This window comes from Alteribacillus iranensis (assembly GCF_900113025.1).
Taxonomy (GTDB): domain Bacteria; phylum Bacillota; class Bacilli; order Bacillales; family Marinococcaceae; genus Alteribacillus_A; species Alteribacillus_A iranensis.
Genome location: NZ_FONT01000001.1, coordinates 60,294 through 78,246 on the forward strand (window position 1 = coordinate 60,294; position 17,953 = coordinate 78,246).

A 17,953-nucleotide genomic window follows, 5' to 3' on the forward strand; every position below is an offset into this window, starting at 1 on the left:
GATATATATATGCCAGGATCGAGGACAAGCATGACTTATTTAATGAAATAAATCAGCTTTCTAAAATAAGTCAAATATGTGGGCATAGCCCGTCCTGTTAACACAGCGTCTTTTTTTTAAAAGCATTCGTGGAGCGATGTCTAGTTGCAGCTCCTAGTAGCTAGGAGGCCCATCGTTGAATGATCTTTTGCTAAAAACATACACGTCAATAGTGGATCTTATGCTAAGAACGCAAACGCCAGGTAGGGAACTTTTGCTAAGTACACAAACGTCAGCACGTCTTGTACAAGCCAGGGCGCTTGCGATTTTCTTAAATATGAGAAGGTAGAGGAGGAAGCAATAATGGCAGAGCAACAGTTCGAAGTGTGGAAAGAAGAGGCAGACCCGGCTTTACAAAGCAAGCTTGATGAATTTGAATTGTTAGGCTACACGAAGGCGGATAAGGAAGAAATATGGAAGTTCACCGTAGAAAAAATTAAGAAAAAAGAAACTCCTGTCAGGCTCCATGAATTAATTAATGAAATTTTAAAGATTAGATTGAATGAGTATATGAACAAAATCACGATTGCTTCGTATAAAGACAGTGCTCGGCTATCTGAAAAGTCGGATCTTGATGACTTAATTGGGGAAATTGATACACACGTGTCAAACAAACGTCATTTGACATGAATTTGAGCCCCTCAGTATAATTGAAATGTTGCTTTCTCCCGATATCAACGTAACCACACAGTTCCAAGCCCGTTTTTTTACGAAAGACACTTACATATGGTTAATTCTTCTACATATTTAGGGTAAGGTTCATCGCTTTAATCGGGAGGTTAGGAGGATGAAACACACTAATGGTAAAGAAATCGAGAATTTTTATTTTCTTTTTGATCGTCATTTTATTAGGTGCCCTTATTACGCCCACCGTAATGAATGTGGCGCAGGGTATTAAATTAGGCTTGGACTTACAAGGCGGTTTTGAAATTTTGTATGAGGTCGAGGCAGCGGACGATGAAGAAGAAATAACCGAAGAGACGATGCAGGCAACGGTTAGTGCCTTAAACCAGCGAGTTAACGTTTTAGGCGTATCAGAACCGAATATTACGATTGAAGGTGAAAACAGAATAAGAGTACAGCTCGCTGGGGTAGAAGATCAACAAACGGCGCGTGAATTGCTGGCTACAGAAGCAGATCTTAGTTTTCGCGATGTTGATGATAATGAACGCCTTTCTGGTGAAGATTTAGAGGAGAACGGAGCGAGTGTTGGATTTGATCAATCAAATCAACCAGTGGTAACGGTCACCTTAAAAGATGCAAATGAGTTTGGTGAAGTAACAGAAAATATTATTAACGAATATAGTCAACCTAATAACCGACTCGTCATCTGGCTTGATTATGAGGAAGGGGATTCTTTCACGGAAGAGGTTCAAAAAGAGGACCCTAAATTTTTGTCTGCTCCAATGGTAAGTAGTCCTTTATATCACAAAAACATACAAATAGAAGGGAACTTTGAACTTCAGGAAGCTGAGTTTTTAGCAGAAGTGTTAAATTCAGGTTCTTTACCTGTGGAATTAACAGAGGTATATTCTAATGCAGTTGGTGCTTCATTAGGGGAAGATGCCATGCAAAAGACGATATTTGCAGGGTTTATAGGGATTGGCCTCATTTTCCTCTACATGCTCATATATTATCGTTTTATGGGTTTCGTCGCATGTATATCCTTGTCTGCTTATATCTATATCGTGTTGGTTATTTTCAACTGGATGGAAGGGGTTCTTACTCTTCCTGGGATTGCAGCCTTAGTATTAGGTGTAGGTATGGCTGTGGATGCGAATATAATTACGTACGAACGGGTGAAGGAAGAAATTCGCTCAGGTAAAACTATTATGTCCGCATTTAAAGCAGGTTCTAGACGGTCACTCTCCACCATTCTAGACGCCAACATAACAACATTATTAGCCGCAGGAGTATTATTCTATTATGGAACCAGCTCTGTGCAAGGCTTTGCTGTAATGTTGATCGTCAGTATTTTGACGAGCTTCTTAACATCCGTGTATGGTTCAAGATTATTGCTTGGATTATGGGTGAAAAGCCGGATATTTAATAAGAAGCCTCAGGTATTTGGTGTGAAGGAGAGTGAAATCAGTGAACTTTAATACAGATAAACGATTTATTCACTTCGTCAAGCACCGCAAAAAGTTTTTTATGCTTTCCCTTGTAATGACTTTAGTGGGGGTCATCCTGCTTTCCACCTTGGGCCTGAACCTTGGCATAGATTTTGAAAGTGGATCGAGAGTAGATATACTCGCAGATGACACCCTGACAGAGGAAGAAGTGTACGAACAGTTTGCGGAAGCGGGTGGATATGAGCCTGATGACGTAACACTTGCGGGAGATAATAACAACATGGCGTCAGCTACGTTCATTGGTACTTTATCGAGAGAAGAAATTGCAGAAGTACAAACGCATTTTGATGAACTTTACGGACAAGAACCTAGCGTAAGTACGGTGTCCCCTCAGGTTGGACAAGAACTTGCAAAAAATGCCTTCATTTCTGTTTTGATAGCGTCCTTAGGCATTATTATATATGTATCTATACGCTTTCAATTTTGGTACGGCCTGGCCGCTATCGTATCTCTCGCTCATGATGCTTTTTTTATCCTTGTCGTGTTTTCTATTTTGCAGTTCGAAGTAAATATACCTTTCATAGCTGCTGTATTAACTATTGTAGGTTATTCAATCAACGATACGATTGTAACTTTTGACCGGATCCGGGAAAATATCAAATATACGGATCGACTAAAAACATTTGATGATCTCTCCTATGTCGTCGATTTAAGTTTGAACCAGACATTGACACGTTCGATCAATACAGTGTTAACGGTTGTATTTGCTGCGGCGGCCTTGTTTATCTTAGGAGGAGAAGCCATCCGGTCATTTTCTTTAGCTTTATTAATCGGTTTGATTGCCGGGACTTATTCTTCTCTATTTTTGGCGGCTCAGCTTTGGGTTGTATGGAAATGGAAACAAATGGAAAGAGACCGCAAAAAACCTAAAAAAGAAGAACCGGATGAACTAGAACCGGAAGTATAAGGCAGAAAAGGTCATGGTACATACCATGGCCTTTTAATAGGTATAATTTTAAAAGGGGAAGCGGTGTAGTTCGAAATGGTGGTGACAAAATGGAAGAGTATGAACAGCAAAGATACAAAATGGTCAGGTTAGGCGCCATAGTCGGTATATCAGGAAATATATTGCTAGCTCTTCTAAAAGGGGTGGTGGGGTGGTTATCTGGAAGTCGAGCTTTACTTGCGGATGCCGTACATTCTGCATCCGATATGGTTGGTTCATTTGCAGTACTTATAGGGGTGCGAGCGGCTAAGATTCCACCAGACAATGACCATCCGTACGGCCATGGAAAAGCGGAAACGGTAACCGCCATTATTGTAGCAGTCCTTTTGTTTATAGTAGGATTCGAGATTGGTTTAAATGCGGTAAAAGATTTTGGTGAGCCTGTGTCGGTCCCAGGAACTGCTGCCTTGTATGCTGTTATTGTTTCTATCATCCTAAAGGAAGGCATGTTTCAGTTTAAATACTATTTGGGTAAGAAGTATAAAAGTGAAGCATTGATTACGGATGCTTGGCATCATCGTTCCGATGTATTCTCTTCATTTGCTGCATTACTAGGGATCGCCGCATCGCTTGTTGGAGCCAGCTCCAATATTTCTTGGCTGTTGTATGGTGACTTGATAGCCGGGGTTTTTGTTTCACTATTAGTAATGAGGATGGCGTGGAAGTTAGGAAGAGAATCAATACACAATGCATTAGATCACGTCATGCATGATGAAGATACCGTTGAGATGAGAAACAGAGCAAAAAGTGTAGAAGGTGTTATTCAAATTGACGAATTCCTTGCAAGAGAGCATGGATATTATGTCATCGTCGATATCAGAGTTGCTGTTGATCCCTATATTACTGTGGAAGAAGGCCATGCCATCGGCAAGAAGGTAAAAGCAGAGTTGTTAAAAGAAAAAGACATTAGGAATGTATTTGTGCATATTAATCCGTATGAGGATAAGGGGGATGGAAAGGAGCAAGAAAAATGAAAACTCAAACCTTACTGATATTAGGCTTGGCAGCTGCTCTTATTATCGCAGTCTTTGCTGTAATAAATGTGGATTCTGTCGAAGTGAACTATCTATTTGGCACTGCAGAATGGCCGCTTATATTAGTCATTTTAGGCTCGGTTTTAATGGGGGCTGTAATTGTCGGTTCATTAGGTATGGTCCGGATGTATAGGATGAATCAAGAAGTAAAGCAGTGGAAACATGAGGCAGAGCAACAACGTGAACGTCAGTCTGAAGAGACAAACAGCAGAGCTGAGCGATTAAGGACAGAAAAATAATAAAATGGCATGGTTGCGTTCATATATGGGAGTATAAGTTGTATTTGCCTATAGCCGTGATTGTAACCCCTGCTCCCCTTTAGTATAATAATTGGGTCAGGGGTGTTAAATATGCTTCAATCGAAAACAAGATGGAAAATGGAAGAGATGTCTTGGGATGGGTGGGAGATGCTTCAAGAGGAATTGAGCCTGTCCACACTCACGGCAAAACTTCTTTGGAAACGCGGCTACCGAGAGAAAATGTCAGCCGCTTCATTTATGCAGGCTAACATGGCAGATATACATGATCCATTTTTAATGGACGGGATGGATAAAGCGGTTCAAAGGATTCGCGATGCTGTTAGTAATAATGAAAAAATCCTCATTTTTGGTGACTATGATGCTGATGGTGTCTCGAGCACGACCATTATGATTGAGACCCTGAAGGAGTTAGGGGCTGATTTTGGGTGGTACATACCGAATAGGTTTACGGAAGGATATGGTCCAAATATTCCTGCATTACAAACGGCGAAAGATGAAGGAGCTTCCTTGGTTATTACAGTAGATACCGGGATTGCTGCTGTTGGTGAAATAGAAGCAGCGAATGAAATGGGACTTGATGTTATTATTACAGACCATCATGAACCACCCCCAGAGCTGCCAAAAGCATTTGCTGTTATTAACCCTAAAAAGCCAGGCTGTCCGTACCCTTTTAAAGAATTGGCGGGTGCAGGAGTGGCTTTGAAGCTATCCCATGCCCTTCTTGAGGCGTTTCCGGAACAGTTGCTTGATATTTTTACAATCGGTACTGTAAGCGATTTAGTACCTTTATTGGATGAAAATAGATCACTTGTTAAAGAAGGTCTTAAAAAGCTGGCTCAATCACAGAGACCTGGTATTCGAGCATTGAAAGAAATCTGCGGGATTACTAGTGAACATATAGAGGAAGATCACGTGGGCTTCTCGATGGGACCGCGTATAAATGCGGCTGGAAGAATGGATTCAGCTGATCCAGCTGTACACTTATTGCTGTCTGATAGTACAGAGGAAGCTAGTGAATGGGCGATGTTAATAGATCAGTTAAATAAAGAAAGACAAACAGTTGTTAACCAAATCACAGAAGAAGCAATAGAATTGGTAGAAAACGTATACCCGCCTGAAGACAATAAATTTCTGATTATAGCAAAAGAGGATTGGAACCCCGGAGTGATTGGGATCGCTGCTTCTAGATTGGTCGAGAAGTTTTACCGGCCTGTTATTGTCCTTTCGATAGATAAAGAAAAAAGAGAAGCCAAAGGATCCGCTCGAAGCATTGAAGGGTTTAATATGTTTGAAGAGTTATCAAAAAACAGAGACCTGCTCCCGCATTTTGGGGGGCATCCTATGGCAGCAGGTCTAACGATGAACGCGGATGATATAGAGGAGTTAAGAAAACGGTTATTGGCACAGGCAGATGACACGCTTAGTGAGACCTCATTAATCCCGGTGACTCCGATCGATGCTGCCATCCCTTTAGAAGAAGTTTCCTTACAATCTCTTGAAGAATTAAAGCAGCTTGCCCCTTTTGGTGTGGGGCATCCTAAGCCTGTCTTTTTGCTTGAAGATGTTCAAGTCGCTTCAAAAAGAAAGATAGGTAGTGAAAAAAACCACTTGAAAGCGGAATGGGAACGAAATGGGAAACGCTTGGATTGTGTTGGGTTTTATCTGGGACATATTGCGGATCAATTGACAGAACAGGCAACGGCATCCGTTGTAGGAGAATTAGCGGTGAATGAATGGAACGGGTTTCGAAAACCGCAGCTGTTCCTTAAAGATTTGGCCATTCATGAATGGCAGCTCTTCGATAAGAGACAGCATAAAAGTATCATCTCCTATGTGAAGTCGCTTCCTTCAAACGATTGGGCTCTCCTTACCTTTAAAGAAAAAAATCATACGCATTACAAAGCTAGCCTTGAGAGTGATCAAGTATATTTATGCGATCGTGTAACAGGAACAGTTGATGCAAAAGATATCATACTGGCTGATCTTCCCTCATCGATGGAGGAATTAGAAAACGCTCTTATGTCTTTTACGAACATGGAGAGGGTTCATGCTTTCTTCGAAGAGGAAAATCAAGTATATTTTCAACCTCTTCCAAGTCGAGAGGATTTTAAATGGTATTATGCCTTTTTAAAAAAGAGAGGGATCTTTGACATTACCCGTCAAGGTGAGGAATTGGCAAGGCGGAGAGGATGGCTGCCTGCAAGTATTTCTTTTATGACGAAAGTGTTTTTTGAACTTGATTTTGTTAAAATGAAAGACGGAAAAGTTGAACTTACTGAATCTCCCCTTAAAAAAGATCTAGCTGAATCTCGAAGTTATAAAACCTTTGAACAAAAAAAGTTATTAGAGCAGGAGCTGCTGTTTTCTACATACAACCAGTTAAAGAACACATTGGACTCTCTCATCGTGAACAGCGGGCATAATAATGATACGAAGGAGAAGGTTGGTAATGGATTATAAAGACTATATAACAGTAGTACAAGACTATCCGCAAGATGGCGTACGGTTTAAAGATATTACGACTCTTATGCAGGATGGGGATGTTTACAAGAAAGCAATTGAAGAAATGGCTGCTTTTGCTAATGACCATGATATAGATGTTGTCGTAGGTCCTGAAGCAAGAGGATTTGTCGTGGGGTGCCCTATTGCCTATTCCCTTGGTAAAGGGTTTGTTCCTGTAAGAAAGAAAGGAAAGCTTCCAAGAGAGACGGTAGATGCTGATTACGGACTTGAATATGGAAAAGACACGTTGTCCATACACAAAGATGCTATAAAACCAGGACAGAAAGTCCTCATTACAGATGATTTATTAGCAACCGGGGGTACGATAAAAGCAACTGTTAACCTTGTAGAGCAGCTTGGAGGTCAGGTAGCGGGTCTTGCATTTTTAATAGAGCTGCTATATTTGGATGGAAGGAAAGATCTTGGTAATTTCGATATTTTCTCCCTTATGACATACGATTAATAAATAACAAAGAAAGTGCTCCGTCCAGCGGGCACTTTTTGTTGTACGAAAACGACAGCAATGGAAGGAACGAAAGAATTTTTGAGACTCCGTTTGTTTCTTTTAACAGTTAGGAAGGTATAAAATTGAGCGATCGTTGTCTAGCTTCAGCGCCAACTCGCTCGATGTTGCTTCAGGCCGCAAGCAGAAGCCAAAAAGCGGTTGCTGCCAGCGGCCTTCCAGCACTTGTCGCCGATAGACGTGCGCCTTGCGCTTTTCCTATCGACAAATTTCTTTTGCTTTACAGTAGTGTTAAACTTAACGATAATATAGAGAAACACGCTCTTTTTTAGAAAGGTATGCAAGGTGATTTGATGACCATCGATGAAGTATTAGTGAAAGCTGAAAACTATTTGTCGGATAATGACGTTGCTTTTTTAAAACGTGCTTACCGGTTTGCTGAATCTGCACATGAGGGACAGTTTCGTAAATCCGGAGAACCTTATATTTTACATCCGGTAGAAGTAGCAGGAATTCTTGTAGGGCTTGGGATGGACTCGGACACAATAGCAGGTGGGTTTCTGCATGATGTTGTGGAAGATACGGAAGTGACCGTAGAAGAAATAGAAGAGAATTTTAATGCAGAAGTTGCGATGCTGGTTGACGGTGTAACGAAGTTAAAGAAAATAAAATATAAATCAAAAGAAGAACAACAGGCGGAAAACCACCGGAAAATGGTAGTCGCGATGGCGAGAGATATTCGCGTCATACTTATTAAGTTAGCAGACCGTCTTCATAATATGAGAACTTTAAAACATCTTCCGCCTGAGAAACAACGCAGGATTTCGAATGAGACACTTGAGATTTTCGCACCGCTTGCGCATAGACTTGGTATTTCGACGATTAAATGGGAGCTTGAAGATACGGCTCTTCGCTATATGGACCCTCAACAATACTATCGGATCGTTAATTTAATGAAACAAAAACGGGCTCAACGTGAAAAGTATATCGAAGAAGTTATCGATGATATAAAGAAAAGCATGAAAGATATCAACGTAGAGCCGTTGGATATATATGGCAGACCAAAACACATCTATAGCATTTATCGAAAGATGGTCAACCGAAAAAAACAATTTAATGAAATTTATGACTTACTAGCAGTGCGAATTATTGTAAAAAGTATTAAGGACTGTTATGCAGTTCTTGGTGTCATTCATACGTGCTGGAAGCCTATGCCTGGTCGTTTTAAAGATTACATTGCTATGCCAAAAGCAAACATGTACCAATCTTTGCATACGACGGTTATTGGTCCTAAGGGAGAACCGTTGGAAGTACAAATACGCTCCGAGGAGATGCATCGAGTCGCGGAATACGGGGTGGCAGCACACTGGGCATATAAAGAAGGGAAAAGTGCAGCCGGTAAAAAAACATTAGAGGACAAATTAACCTGGTTTCGTGAAATTATCGAATGGCAAAACGAGGCTTCGGATGCTCAAGAATTTATGGAGCTTCTAAAAATTGATTTATTTTCTGATACTGTATTCGTCTTCACTCCTAAAGGGGATGTCATAGAACTGCCAAGAGGATCGGTTCCTATTGATTTTGCTTACCGAATCCACACAGAGATTGGGAACCGAACGATTGGAGCGAAAGTAAATAACAAAATGGTTCCTCTCGATCACCCTCTTAAGACGGGAGATATTGTTGAGATTTTAACTTCTAAGCATTCGTATGGACCGAGTAAGGATTGGGAAAAATTAGCTCAAAGTTCTCATGCCAGAAATAAAATTAAGCAATTCTATAAGAAAGAGCGCCGGGAAGAAAACATTGAAAAAGGCAGAGAACTGGTAGAAAAGGAACTGAAGGAACAAGGTTTTGAGACAAAAGATATATGGACGGATGAGAATATCTTAGATACTGCTGAAAAGTTTAGTTTCCACGGAGCAGAGGATATGTTTGCCGCTGTCGGTTATGGAGGCATCAGCCCGAAACAAATTGTTACACGTTTAACAGATAAGTGGAGGCAGGAGAAAGAAAAAGACGAGGCAAAAACAGTTACAGAAGCAGTGAAAGATGTCAAGGATGTTGGGACAAGCGGGCCTCGCAAACGAACAAGCTCAGGTGTAAGCGTTAGAGGAGTGGAAAACCTCTTAATTCGGTTGTCAAAATGCTGTAATCCTGTCCCAGGAGACGAAATAATTGGGTATATTACAAAAGGAAGAGGCGTGTCGATTCACCGAAAAGACTGCCCGAATGTCAACAGAGAAGAGGCTAAAAATAGGCTGCTCCCTGTAGAATGGGAAGTTTCCAATGAGCAGAGGAAAAATTATAATGTTGATATAGAAATAACAGGTTACGATAGAAGAGGATTGTTTAATGAAATATTACAAGCAGTTACCGAAACGAGAACAAATGTAGCTGCTGTGAGTGGGCGTACGGATAAAAATAAAGTAGCGATTATCGATATGACCATTACCATTCATAATATAGACCATTTGCATCGGATCGTTGAAAAAATAAAAAAAGTACCAGATATTTATTCTGTTCATCGGATCATTCATTAGAATAATCTATGTTAAAAGGAGACATATCTAGCAATGAGAGCAGTTATTCAACGTTCGCAGTATGGAGAATGCCTAGTCGAGGGTGAAATCACAGGGGCCATCGAGCATGGCTTAGTGGCATTAGTGGGTTTTACCCACGATGATACGGAAGAGGATTTGCAATGGATGGCACGTAAAATAGTTCATCTTCGCATCTTTGAAGATGAGGAAGGGAAGATGAACGAGTCACTTGTAGATCAAAATGGATCCATTCTCTCGATTTCTCAGTTTACTTTGTACGGGAATTGTCAGAAAGGCAGACGCCCAAATTTCATGGATGCTGCAAAGCCAGAAGTAGCTAAGGAATTGTATAATCGGTTTAATGAAATCCTTAGCGAACATGGAGTTCATGTGGAGACGGGTACTTTCGGTGCTATGATGAAAATCAGCTTCACGAATGATGGCCCTGTCACATTGATACTGGAGAATCCAAAGAGCTGAGTATATCTTGACAAGCTTGACAGGTATTCGTATGATGAATAAGGAAAATATGGACCGGCGATGGAGAGAGTAAGCGGGAATTGATTTAGACAGAGAGGAGCTGCACAGCTGAGAGCGGTTCTGTAAATCCCCTGCTGAAAAACACTCCGGAGGTTCCTCACCGAAAGCATAGGGCTAGTAGGCGTGGACGTACACAGGCGTTAACTGTTTAAGTGGGAACAATGGCATTCTTCATTTCCGTTGTTTCAAAAAGGGTGGCACCACGGCTGTTATAATCCGTCCCTCGTTTATGCGAGAGATGGATTTTTTTGTCTTTTTAGAGTGAAAGCCTTTGGAAAATGAAAAGTGTTCTGTTTCCTGTTTATCAATTGTTTCAACAATGCTTCAATATAAGAAAGGAGCGATAATATGAACATACGAATTCCGAGAGGGACACAGGATATATTACCGGGCACCTCGGAACAGTGGCAATATATCGAGTCTGTTATCCATGATATTTGTCGCCGCTATAATTATTCTGAGATCCGCACTCCGATTTTTGAACAAACAGAGCTTTTTCAAAGAGGAGTTGGTGATACTACCGATATCGTCCAAAAAGAGATGTATACGTTTGAAGACAGAGGAGGACGGAGCTTAACCTTACGTCCAGAAGGGACTGCGGCAGTTGTTCGTTCTTATGTCGAGAATAAGCTATACGGCCATGTATCTCAACCTCAGAAACTCTATTATGTAGGTCCCATGTTCCGTTACGAGCGTCCTCAGTCTGGACGTATGCGTCAATTTGTGCAATTCGGAGTGGAAGCCATAGGAAGTGCAGATCCTACATTGGATGCCGAAGTCATTGCATTAGCGATGGATTTTTATAAGGAATTAGGCTTGACAGGGATTAAACTTGTTTTAAACAGTCTCGGTGATCAAGAAAGTCGTTCTTCTCACCGCCAAGCTCTAATTCAGCATTTTCAACCTCGTATTGATGAATTTTGTGAGGATTGCCAAAGTCGTCTGGAGAGAAACCCCCTTCGAATTCTTGATTGTAAGAAAGATCAAGATCATCCTTTAATGGAAACAGCTCCATCTATCCTTGAATACTTAAATGAAAGCTCACAGTCCTATTTTGAATCGGTGAAAGAATGCCTAAATCAAATGGGAATTGATTATGAAGTGGACCCTGGACTCGTACGCGGGCTCGATTACTATAACAATACTGCCTTTGAGATTATGATTGAAGGCAAAGGATTTGGCTCCATCACTACATTGATGGGGGGGGGCCGATATAATGGGCTTGTGGAAGAGATGGGAGGACCTGAATCGCCAGGAATTGGCTTTGCTTTAAGTATTGAGCGACTCATCATGGCTCTGGAAACACAGAATATTGATTTACCTGTTGTTCAGAATTTGGACTGTTATGTAGTAGCACTTGGGAAGGAACCTGCAAACAAAGCGGCTGCCATTGTTACAGAACTTCGAAGAGCAGGAGTGTCGGCGGATAAAGACTATACTTTCAAGAAGATGAAAGGACAGTTTAAAGTGGCAGATCGTTTCGGTGCTTCTTATACTGCTATATTAGGGGACAATGAGTTAGAAAAAGGTGTCATTAATGTAAAAGAGATGAGCAGTGGTGAACAACAAGAAGTATCTTTAGAACAATTTGTAAGTTACATTAAGCATAAATTGGAGGTAGAATCAGAATGAGAGGACGTACCCATTACTGCGGAGAAATTTCTGAATCACTCATTGGTGAAAAGGTAGAGTTAAAAGGCTGGGCTCAGACGAGAAGAGACTTGGGCCAAGTAATATTTATAGATTTGCGAGATCGTTCAGGAATTGTTCAAATTGTAGCGAACCCTGAATTTTCGAAAGAAGCGTTTGAAATAGCCGATCGAGTGAGAAGTGAATATGTTTTAAGCGTAACAGGAACAGTGGTAAAACGTGACGAAGAAACGTACAATGAGAAAATCCCAACAGGGACAGTAGAAATAAGAGTGGATGAGTTGACTATCCTCAATCCTTCCAAGCCGTTACCTTTTCAAGTAGACGGAGAGACGGATGTATCAGAAGATGTGCGCTTGAAATATCGTTATCTCGATTTGAGACGTCCGGAAATGAGGGAGACCTTTAAGCTCCGTCATCGTGTCACTAAATTGATTCGTGACTATCTTGATGAAAAAGATTTTTTGGATATGGAAACGCCAATGTTAACGAAGAGCACTCCTGAAGGTGCCAGGGATTACCTCGTACCAAGTCGTGTCCATCACGGTGAGTTTTATGCCCTTCCGCAGTCCCCGCAACTGTTCAAGCAACTGTTAATGGTTTCGGGATTCGAGCGATATTACCAAATTGTCCGCTGTTTTAGAGATGAAGACTTACGTGCAGATCGGCAACCAGAATTTACACAAGTTGATATCGAGACTTCTTTTATGCATAAAGAAGACTTCTTGTCTATGATGGAAGAAATGATGAAAAAAATTATGAAAGAAGTCCATGGTTTGGACATAGAAACACCATTTCCAAGACTCACGTATGAAGAAGCAATGAACCGTTATGGTTCTGATAAACCTGACACACGGTTTGGTATGGAATTGGTAGAACTGTCAGACATAGTGAAGGACAGTGATTTTAAAGTATTTGCCGACGCTGTGAAAAAAGGCGGTATTGTGAAAGGTTTAAACGTAAAAGGTACCGCTGATAAAATGTCTAGAAAAGAAATCGACGATCTTGCTGACTTTGTCGCCGTGTATGGTGCGAAAGGTCTCGCTTGGCTAAAGGTAGAGGAAGACAGCTTAAAAGGACCAATTGCTAAATTTTTCACTGAAGAGGAGACGGCACGCTTGCGAGAAGCACTTCAAGCTGAAGCAGGAGATTTACTCTTCTTTGGAGCAGATAAAAAAGATGTCGTCTTTAGCGCATTAGGCGCTCTGCGTCTGAAGTTTGGTAAAGAATTGGGCTTGATTGATGAAGAGGCATTCAACTTCCTGTGGGTTACAGAATTTCCTCTTATGGAATACGACGAGGAAGAAGGAAGATATACCGCAATGCACCATCCATTCACAAGTCCAATACGCGAAGATATCGACAAGCTTGATAATAACCCGGAAGAGGTACGCGCCGAGGCATACGACTTAGTATTAAATGGATATGAATTAGGCGGCGGATCTCAGCGTATTTATGAGAGAGAGCTTCAAGAAAAAATGTTTAAAGCACTTGGTTTTAGTGAAGAAGAAGCGAGATCTCAATTTGGTTTCTTATTGGATGCCTTTGAGTACGGAACCCCTCCTCATGGCGGGATCGCCCTTGGGTTAGATAGGTTCATTATGATTTTGGCAGGAAGATCTAATCTTCGGGATACGATTCTCTTCCCGAAAACAGCAAGCGCAAGTGACCCATTAACTGGGGCACCCGGAAAAGTAAGCGAAAAACAGTTAGATGAATTAAATCTTGAAATAGTTTCTTTCGAAGAAGAAGACGAAGAATAGAAAGAAGGGCTGTCAAAGAGGCGTTTTTACGACCTTTTGAAACAGCCCTTCTTTTTTAGCTAGTGGATCTTTTGCTAAGCTCGCAAAAGTCAACGCTTCCTGCGTAAGCCAACGCAGAAATCAGTACGTGGTATTAGCTAACGAAGAAGTCAGCGCGTTCTGTGTAAGTCATGGCGCTTGCGCTTTTTCTTATAAGTGGTTTCCTTTTTTAAAATACTCAATAAATAAAGAAGGATCATTTTTTATATAAAAAGTCCGAACGCCAGAAGAAGTATGCAAGTATAAATAGCCGATTTGTCCTGGCTGCCACTTGTAGGAAATATCAAACACATCATGAAGAGGGTAGTGATATTCAGGGCTGGCTATGTAGTCTTGATAAAGATACAACCAGTCCTCCTGTTCGACAACTTTTTTTCCAAGCCATTCAATGGTTTGTTCTCTATAAATGACTTTTTGCCTCACTGTCCAAGACTGGTCATAGATCATTTTTTATGTACTCCCCTTTTCGTGTGTCGGTTGGATAAGAAGAAGGGTGTTCTCCTCTTTTTCACAACTAAAAAATTAAAATGGGCCTGTCAATTTTTAAATATTATCTTGACCACATCTACGAGTCATGCTACTATAAATACAACAAAATTTGAAGAGTCCTGAGGTGTTCGTGGGACACTCATCGTTTTGAGCCAACAGTTTTACCTAGGGAGCCTGAGGTTTCAATTTGGAGGGCAAGCCTCTTACGAGTGGACGTCTGAAAGATTGAGCAGGGCACCCACCTGCCGAGAGCAGGCTTCAAAACTAAGTTAGTTTGACGGCACATCGGGACTCTTCCAGATTATTTAAATGAAATTATCCCCCTTAGGTGATGACCTGAGGGGGTTTCTCTGTATTTAGTTGATCTTTTCTAAGTTCCCGTTCTGTTCCATTTTAAAGGCGTAAGGAGACAGGGCGGTTTCTTCCGTCACAGCTAGCTCTCTAGCACGATTCATCATCGTTACAATGGTGTCATAATCATGTCTCATCGTTTCATATTCTTGTTTCACACGGTTGATTTCTTGATGAAGGATCATATTTTCTTTTTGGAGTTCCTGAATTGTCTTTTCAGTATCTTCCAGGTTTTCTTCCTGATCTAATTGTGAGGTAAGCTGTTCTAACTGTGTGATCACACCTTCTAGAGAAGAAGGGGAAGATACTACCGGAGTCGGGTTTATTTGATCCGCGGCTCTCTTTGCTGACAAACGCATTTTTCGTTTTCTTTCCCGTTTCGCTTCTTTGACATCTTGTTCATAGTCCTGTCTTACGATAGCATTCCAACGGAACCCGCACGCGGCAGAAGTTCTGTCTAATAAATCCCCCGTTTCATCGAATGCCTTCAATTGGGTACTTCCTTCTTTAATATGCTTTAACACCGTTGTCGCCAAAAGTCGATCGTCTTGATCAGACCATGCGTCTTGTCTCAAGGTCATGGTTCATCTCTCCTTTAAATAAGTGGATGTGTTATGACCATTTTTGACCCTTGCCTATTCTTTTATACGTAAGTTCAGTAGTCTGAGATTTTACTATAAATTTCTGAAAGAGAGCGTTCAAATTTACTTGTTTCCTTAGGTATGTAGTAACGGTCTTTCTTTAATGAATCCGGCAAATATTGTTGAGGCACCCAGCCTCTCTCGTCATGATGTGGATACTTATATGATAATCCTCTGCCGAGCTTTTCAGCCCCTTTGTAGTGTGTATCTTTTAAATGGACGGGGACGTCTGGTGTTCCTTTCTCTAATAAAGCAGACCGAGCTGCATCAAGTGCCTTGTATGCGCTATTTGATTTAGGAGAAAGACATAATTCGATGACGGAAGATGCGAGAGGAATCCGCGCTTCTGGAAATCCAAGTCGTTCTGCGGCTTCAACAGCTGCAATCGCCCTAGGTCCAGCTTGTGGGCTTGCTAAGCCGATATCCTCGTATGCAGTTACGATCAATCGTCTTCCTATACTGATAAGGTCCCCCGCTTCAATAAGCCTGGCTAAATAGTGAAGTGCCGCATTTACATCGCTTCCTCTAATAGACTTTTGAAAGGCGGAGAGTACATCATAATGGTGATCGCCATCTTTGTCGTGTTGGAAACTCTTTTTTTGAATACATTCTTCTGCTGTTGGTAAATCAATCACAATCGTCCCTTCCTCATTTTTGGAAGTAGACAATACAGCAAGTTCGAGAGCGTTTAAGGCGGACCGCATGTCTCCGCCACATGCTGTGGCTAGATGATTTGCAGCCTCTTCTTCGAGGTGTACGGGATAATGTCCTAGTCCTTGCTTTTCATTCTGTAAGGCACGGTACAAAGCAGAGCTGATCTCTTCCTCTGTTAAACGGTGGAGTTCGAATATGTGACAGCGACTTCGAATTGCCGGATTAATGGAGTGGTAAGGGTTTGCTGTTGTAGCGCCTATAAGGATAATTAAGCCTCGTTCTAAATATGGTAAAAGAAAATCTTGTTTCGCTTTATCCAGACGATGAATCTCGTCCATAATTACGATAAGTTCATTTGAAATTTTAGCCTCTTCTACAGCGATTTCCATGTCTTTTTTATTGTTCACGACAGCGTTCATCATTTTATAAGGTTTGTCAGTACTGCCAGCAATAGCTGAGGCAATCGAAGTTTTTCCAATACCCGGTGGGCCGTATAAGATCATGGAGGATAACTTCCTCGTTTCTACCATGCGTCTCAGCAGTTTCCCTTCTGAAAGTATGTGTTCTTGCCCAATAATATCGTCAATGGACGTCGGACGTAATCGATATGCTAATGGTTGCTGTTTTTTCATTTTAAGAGAAAGCTCCTTTTCATTTATCGCTATCTTGAAGTGTGTTGTAGCTAGAACGTTAGTTCCATTGTAACAAATCACTTCTTATAAATGTAGAAACAGATAATTGCCTAATAGGCTGATTCCAGTCTCACTACATGAAATGTGGCTTTTTTCATGCTATAATGGCTAAGGATTACAGGAACGGTTTTGTTTGAAAGCAGGGAGATAATGGAGAGAACATATGAAAAAGGCGAACACCTTTTTTCAAGGTGGACCATTTTTACCATTGGGTTAATCATTATGTCTTTTGGAATTTCCTTAATGATTACGGCTGAACTTGGCAGTGCACCGTGGGATGTTCTGCACGTAGGTTTAGCAAGACAATTTGGTTTGACAGTAGGCACGTGGAGTATTATTATTGGAATCCTCATTATAGGGAGTTCTGCTATAATGAAAAAAGAACTTCCACAGTTAGGAAGCGTTATTAATATGCTTCTCGTGGGAGTATTTATTGATATATTTTTACTGTTATTATCGACACCCGATTCGTTTCTCATGAAACTTTTTATGCTGCTGAGCGGTATACTAATTATCGGGTATGGCATCGGTATTTATATCGCGCCGGAATGCGGCGCAGGACCGCGTGATAGTCTCATGCTTATACTACAGGAAAAGACTGGCTGGAAACTATCTAGAGTACGGGGTCTTATGGAAATTATTGTTTTAACAACAGGTTGGCTTTTGGGCGGAACAGTCTTCATTGGAACATTGTTATTCTGTTTTGGAATAGGTCAAGTCGTTGGGTTTGCAGTTCCTCAAACGCATCGTCTTGTCCGTCGATTGATAGAAAGAGGTGGAATGGATGAAGATATCAACCAAAGGAAGGTACGGGCTGACTATTATGATCGCGCTGGCGAAAAAGTACGGTGAAGGTCCGATATCTTTAAAATCAATTGCAAAAGAACACAATCTCTCGGAGCATTATTTAGAACAGCTTATCGCTCCTTTGCGTAATGCCACATTAGTGAAAAGTGTTAGAGGTGCATACGGCGGTTATATGCTCTCAAGAGAACCGTCAGATATAACGGCGGGGGACATTATAAGAGTATTGGAAGGTCCGATTAGCCCGGTGGAAGTTGTGGAAGATGAAGAACCGGCAAAACGGGATCTGTGGATTAAAATACGAGATGCTGTTAAGGATGTGCTTGATAACACTACCTTAGAGTATTTAGCTTCTTATGAAGGAGATTCGGACCAAGAAAGTTATATGTTCTATATCTAACCGAGGTGAGA

General features: G+C 41.2%; 16 protein-coding genes, 1 other RNA gene and 1 other annotated feature. Of the genes, 14 read left to right on the forward strand and 3 right to left on the reverse strand.

From position 1 onward, the window contains the following. Positions 1-342: 342 nt before the first annotated feature. The 11 genes from BM095_RS00315 to aspS all read left to right on the forward strand — a co-directional run bounded on the left by BM095_RS00315 (position 343) and on the right by aspS (position 13,872). On the forward strand, positions 343-669 hold the full coding sequence (locus BM095_RS00315; RefSeq protein ID WP_091656001.1) for a post-transcriptional regulator: 327 nt from the start codon (positions 343-345) through the stop codon (positions 667-669). Between the two features lie 170 nt (positions 670-839). Next, on the forward strand, positions 840-2,141 hold the full coding sequence (secD, locus tag BM095_RS00320; RefSeq protein ID WP_091656003.1) for a protein translocase subunit SecD: 1,302 nt from the start codon (positions 840-842) through the stop codon (positions 2,139-2,141). Then, a complete protein-coding gene (secF, locus tag BM095_RS00325) occupies positions 2,131-3,078 on the forward strand; it encodes a protein translocase subunit SecF (protein WP_091656004.1) in 948 nt (315 codons plus the stop codon). Before secD ends, secF begins: the two co-directional genes overlap by 11 nt. Before the next feature lie 89 nt (positions 3,079-3,167). After that, positions 3,168-4,091, forward strand: a complete 924-nt coding sequence (locus BM095_RS00330; protein ID WP_091656006.1) for a cation diffusion facilitator family transporter — start codon at positions 3,168-3,170, stop codon at positions 4,089-4,091. Further along, positions 4,088-4,390 (forward strand): LapA family protein, encoded by a 303-nt coding sequence (locus BM095_RS00335; RefSeq protein ID WP_091656008.1) that lies wholly within the window; start codon positions 4,088-4,090, stop codon positions 4,388-4,390. Before BM095_RS00330 ends, BM095_RS00335 begins: the two co-directional genes overlap by 4 nt. A 111-nt stretch (positions 4,391-4,501) precedes the next feature. Then, positions 4,502-6,871, forward strand: coding sequence for a single-stranded-DNA-specific exonuclease RecJ (gene recJ / locus BM095_RS00340; protein WP_091656009.1), 2,370 nt, complete (start codon positions 4,502-4,504; stop codon positions 6,869-6,871). Further along, a complete protein-coding gene (locus tag BM095_RS00345) occupies positions 6,861-7,376 on the forward strand; it encodes an adenine phosphoribosyltransferase (RefSeq protein WP_091656011.1) in 516 nt (171 codons plus the stop codon). Before recJ ends, BM095_RS00345 begins: the two co-directional genes overlap by 11 nt. A 338-nt stretch (positions 7,377-7,714) precedes the next feature. Continuing rightward, on the forward strand, positions 7,715-9,919 hold the full coding sequence (locus tag BM095_RS00355) for a RelA/SpoT family protein (RefSeq protein ID WP_091656014.1): 2,205 nt from the start codon (positions 7,715-7,717) through the stop codon (positions 9,917-9,919). A 33-nt stretch (positions 9,920-9,952) separates the two neighbouring features. Then, entirely contained in the window at positions 9,953-10,399 is a 447-nt protein-coding gene (gene dtd, locus BM095_RS00360; RefSeq protein WP_091656016.1) for a D-aminoacyl-tRNA deacylase, read from the forward strand. Positions 10,400-10,447: 48 nt separating this feature from the next. Beyond that, positions 10,448-10,686 (forward strand) — a binding site (T-box leader). Positions 10,687-10,807: 121 nt separating this feature from the next. Beyond that, positions 10,808-12,091: a histidine--tRNA ligase gene (hisS, locus tag BM095_RS00365; RefSeq protein ID WP_091656018.1), complete on the forward strand. Its 1,284-nt coding sequence runs from the start codon at positions 10,808-10,810 to the stop codon at positions 12,089-12,091. Continuing rightward, on the forward strand, positions 12,088-13,872 hold the full coding sequence (aspS, locus tag BM095_RS00370) for an aspartate--tRNA ligase (protein ID WP_091656019.1): 1,785 nt from the start codon (positions 12,088-12,090) through the stop codon (positions 13,870-13,872). The genes hisS and aspS overlap by 4 nt, the downstream gene beginning before the upstream one ends. A 189-nt stretch (positions 13,873-14,061) precedes the next feature. On the opposite strand, the gene BM095_RS00375 is transcribed toward aspS, so the two are convergent. Then, on the reverse strand, positions 14,062-14,358 hold the full coding sequence (locus BM095_RS00375; protein WP_091656021.1) for a hypothetical protein: 297 nt from the start codon (positions 14,356-14,358) through the stop codon (positions 14,062-14,064). 155 nt (positions 14,359-14,513) lie between these two features. Here BM095_RS00375 and ssrS point away from each other — a divergent pair. Continuing rightward, a non-coding RNA gene (gene ssrS / locus BM095_RS00380) (6S RNA) lies at positions 14,514-14,696 on the forward strand. Between the two features lie 60 nt (positions 14,697-14,756). Here the strand turns inward: ssrS and BM095_RS00385 are convergent. Then, positions 14,757-15,332 carry an RsfA family transcriptional regulator gene (locus BM095_RS00385; RefSeq protein ID WP_091656022.1) on the reverse strand — a complete coding sequence of 192 codons (576 nt, stop codon included), beginning with the start codon at positions 15,330-15,332 and terminating at the stop codon, positions 14,757-14,759. Positions 15,333-15,406: 74 nt separating this feature from the next. Beyond that, complete coding sequence (locus BM095_RS00390) at positions 15,407-16,678, reverse strand: replication-associated recombination protein A (protein ID WP_091656024.1); 1,272 nt, start codon at positions 16,676-16,678, stop codon at positions 15,407-15,409. A gap of 210 nt (positions 16,679-16,888) precedes the next feature. On the opposite strand from BM095_RS00390, the gene BM095_RS00395 reads away from it, so the two are divergent. Beyond that, on the forward strand, positions 16,889-17,590 hold the full coding sequence (locus BM095_RS00395; RefSeq protein ID WP_091656026.1) for a YczE/YyaS/YitT family protein: 702 nt from the start codon (positions 16,889-16,891) through the stop codon (positions 17,588-17,590). Beyond that, positions 17,523-17,942 (forward strand): cysteine metabolism transcriptional regulator CymR, encoded by a 420-nt coding sequence (gene cymR / locus BM095_RS00400; RefSeq protein ID WP_091656027.1) that lies wholly within the window; start codon positions 17,523-17,525, stop codon positions 17,940-17,942. The genes BM095_RS00395 and cymR overlap by 68 nt, the downstream gene beginning before the upstream one ends. The last annotated feature ends 11 nt before the right edge of the window (positions 17,943-17,953 follow it).

Coding starts and splice junctions, on each gene's coding strand:
- BM095_RS00315 (WP_091656001.1), top strand. CDS start 343: ATGGCAGAGCAACAGTTCGAAGTGTGGAAAGAAGAGGCAGACCCGGCT.
- BM095_RS00330 (WP_091656006.1), top strand. CDS start 3,168: ATGGAAGAGTATGAACAGCAAAGATACAAAATGGTCAGGTTAGGCGCC.
- cymR (WP_091656027.1), top strand. CDS start 17,523: ATGAAGATATCAACCAAAGGAAGGTACGGGCTGACTATTATGATCGCG.
- BM095_RS00395 (WP_091656026.1), top strand. CDS start 16,889: ATGGAGAGAACATATGAAAAAGGCGAACACCTTTTTTCAAGGTGGACC.
- secD (WP_091656003.1), top strand. CDS start 840: ATGGTAAAGAAATCGAGAATTTTTATTTTCTTTTTGATCGTCATTTTA.
- BM095_RS00335 (WP_091656008.1), top strand. CDS start 4,088: ATGAAAACTCAAACCTTACTGATATTAGGCTTGGCAGCTGCTCTTATT.
- BM095_RS00345 (WP_091656011.1), top strand. CDS start 6,861: ATGGATTATAAAGACTATATAACAGTAGTACAAGACTATCCGCAAGAT.
- BM095_RS00390 (WP_091656024.1), bottom strand. CDS start 16,678: ATGAAAAAACAGCAACCATTAGCATATCGATTACGTCCGACGTCCATT.
- BM095_RS00355 (WP_091656014.1), top strand. CDS start 7,715: ATGCAAGGTGATTTGATGACCATCGATGAAGTATTAGTGAAAGCTGAA.
- BM095_RS00385 (WP_091656022.1), bottom strand. CDS start 15,332: ATGACCTTGAGACAAGACGCATGGTCTGATCAAGACGATCGACTTTTG.
- recJ (WP_091656009.1), top strand. CDS start 4,502: ATGCTTCAATCGAAAACAAGATGGAAAATGGAAGAGATGTCTTGGGAT.
- BM095_RS00375 (WP_091656021.1), bottom strand. CDS start 14,358: ATGATCTATGACCAGTCTTGGACAGTGAGGCAAAAAGTCATTTATAGA.
- hisS (WP_091656018.1), top strand. CDS start 10,808: ATGAACATACGAATTCCGAGAGGGACACAGGATATATTACCGGGCACC.
- aspS (WP_091656019.1), top strand. CDS start 12,088: ATGAGAGGACGTACCCATTACTGCGGAGAAATTTCTGAATCACTCATT.
- dtd (WP_091656016.1), top strand. CDS start 9,953: ATGAGAGCAGTTATTCAACGTTCGCAGTATGGAGAATGCCTAGTCGAG.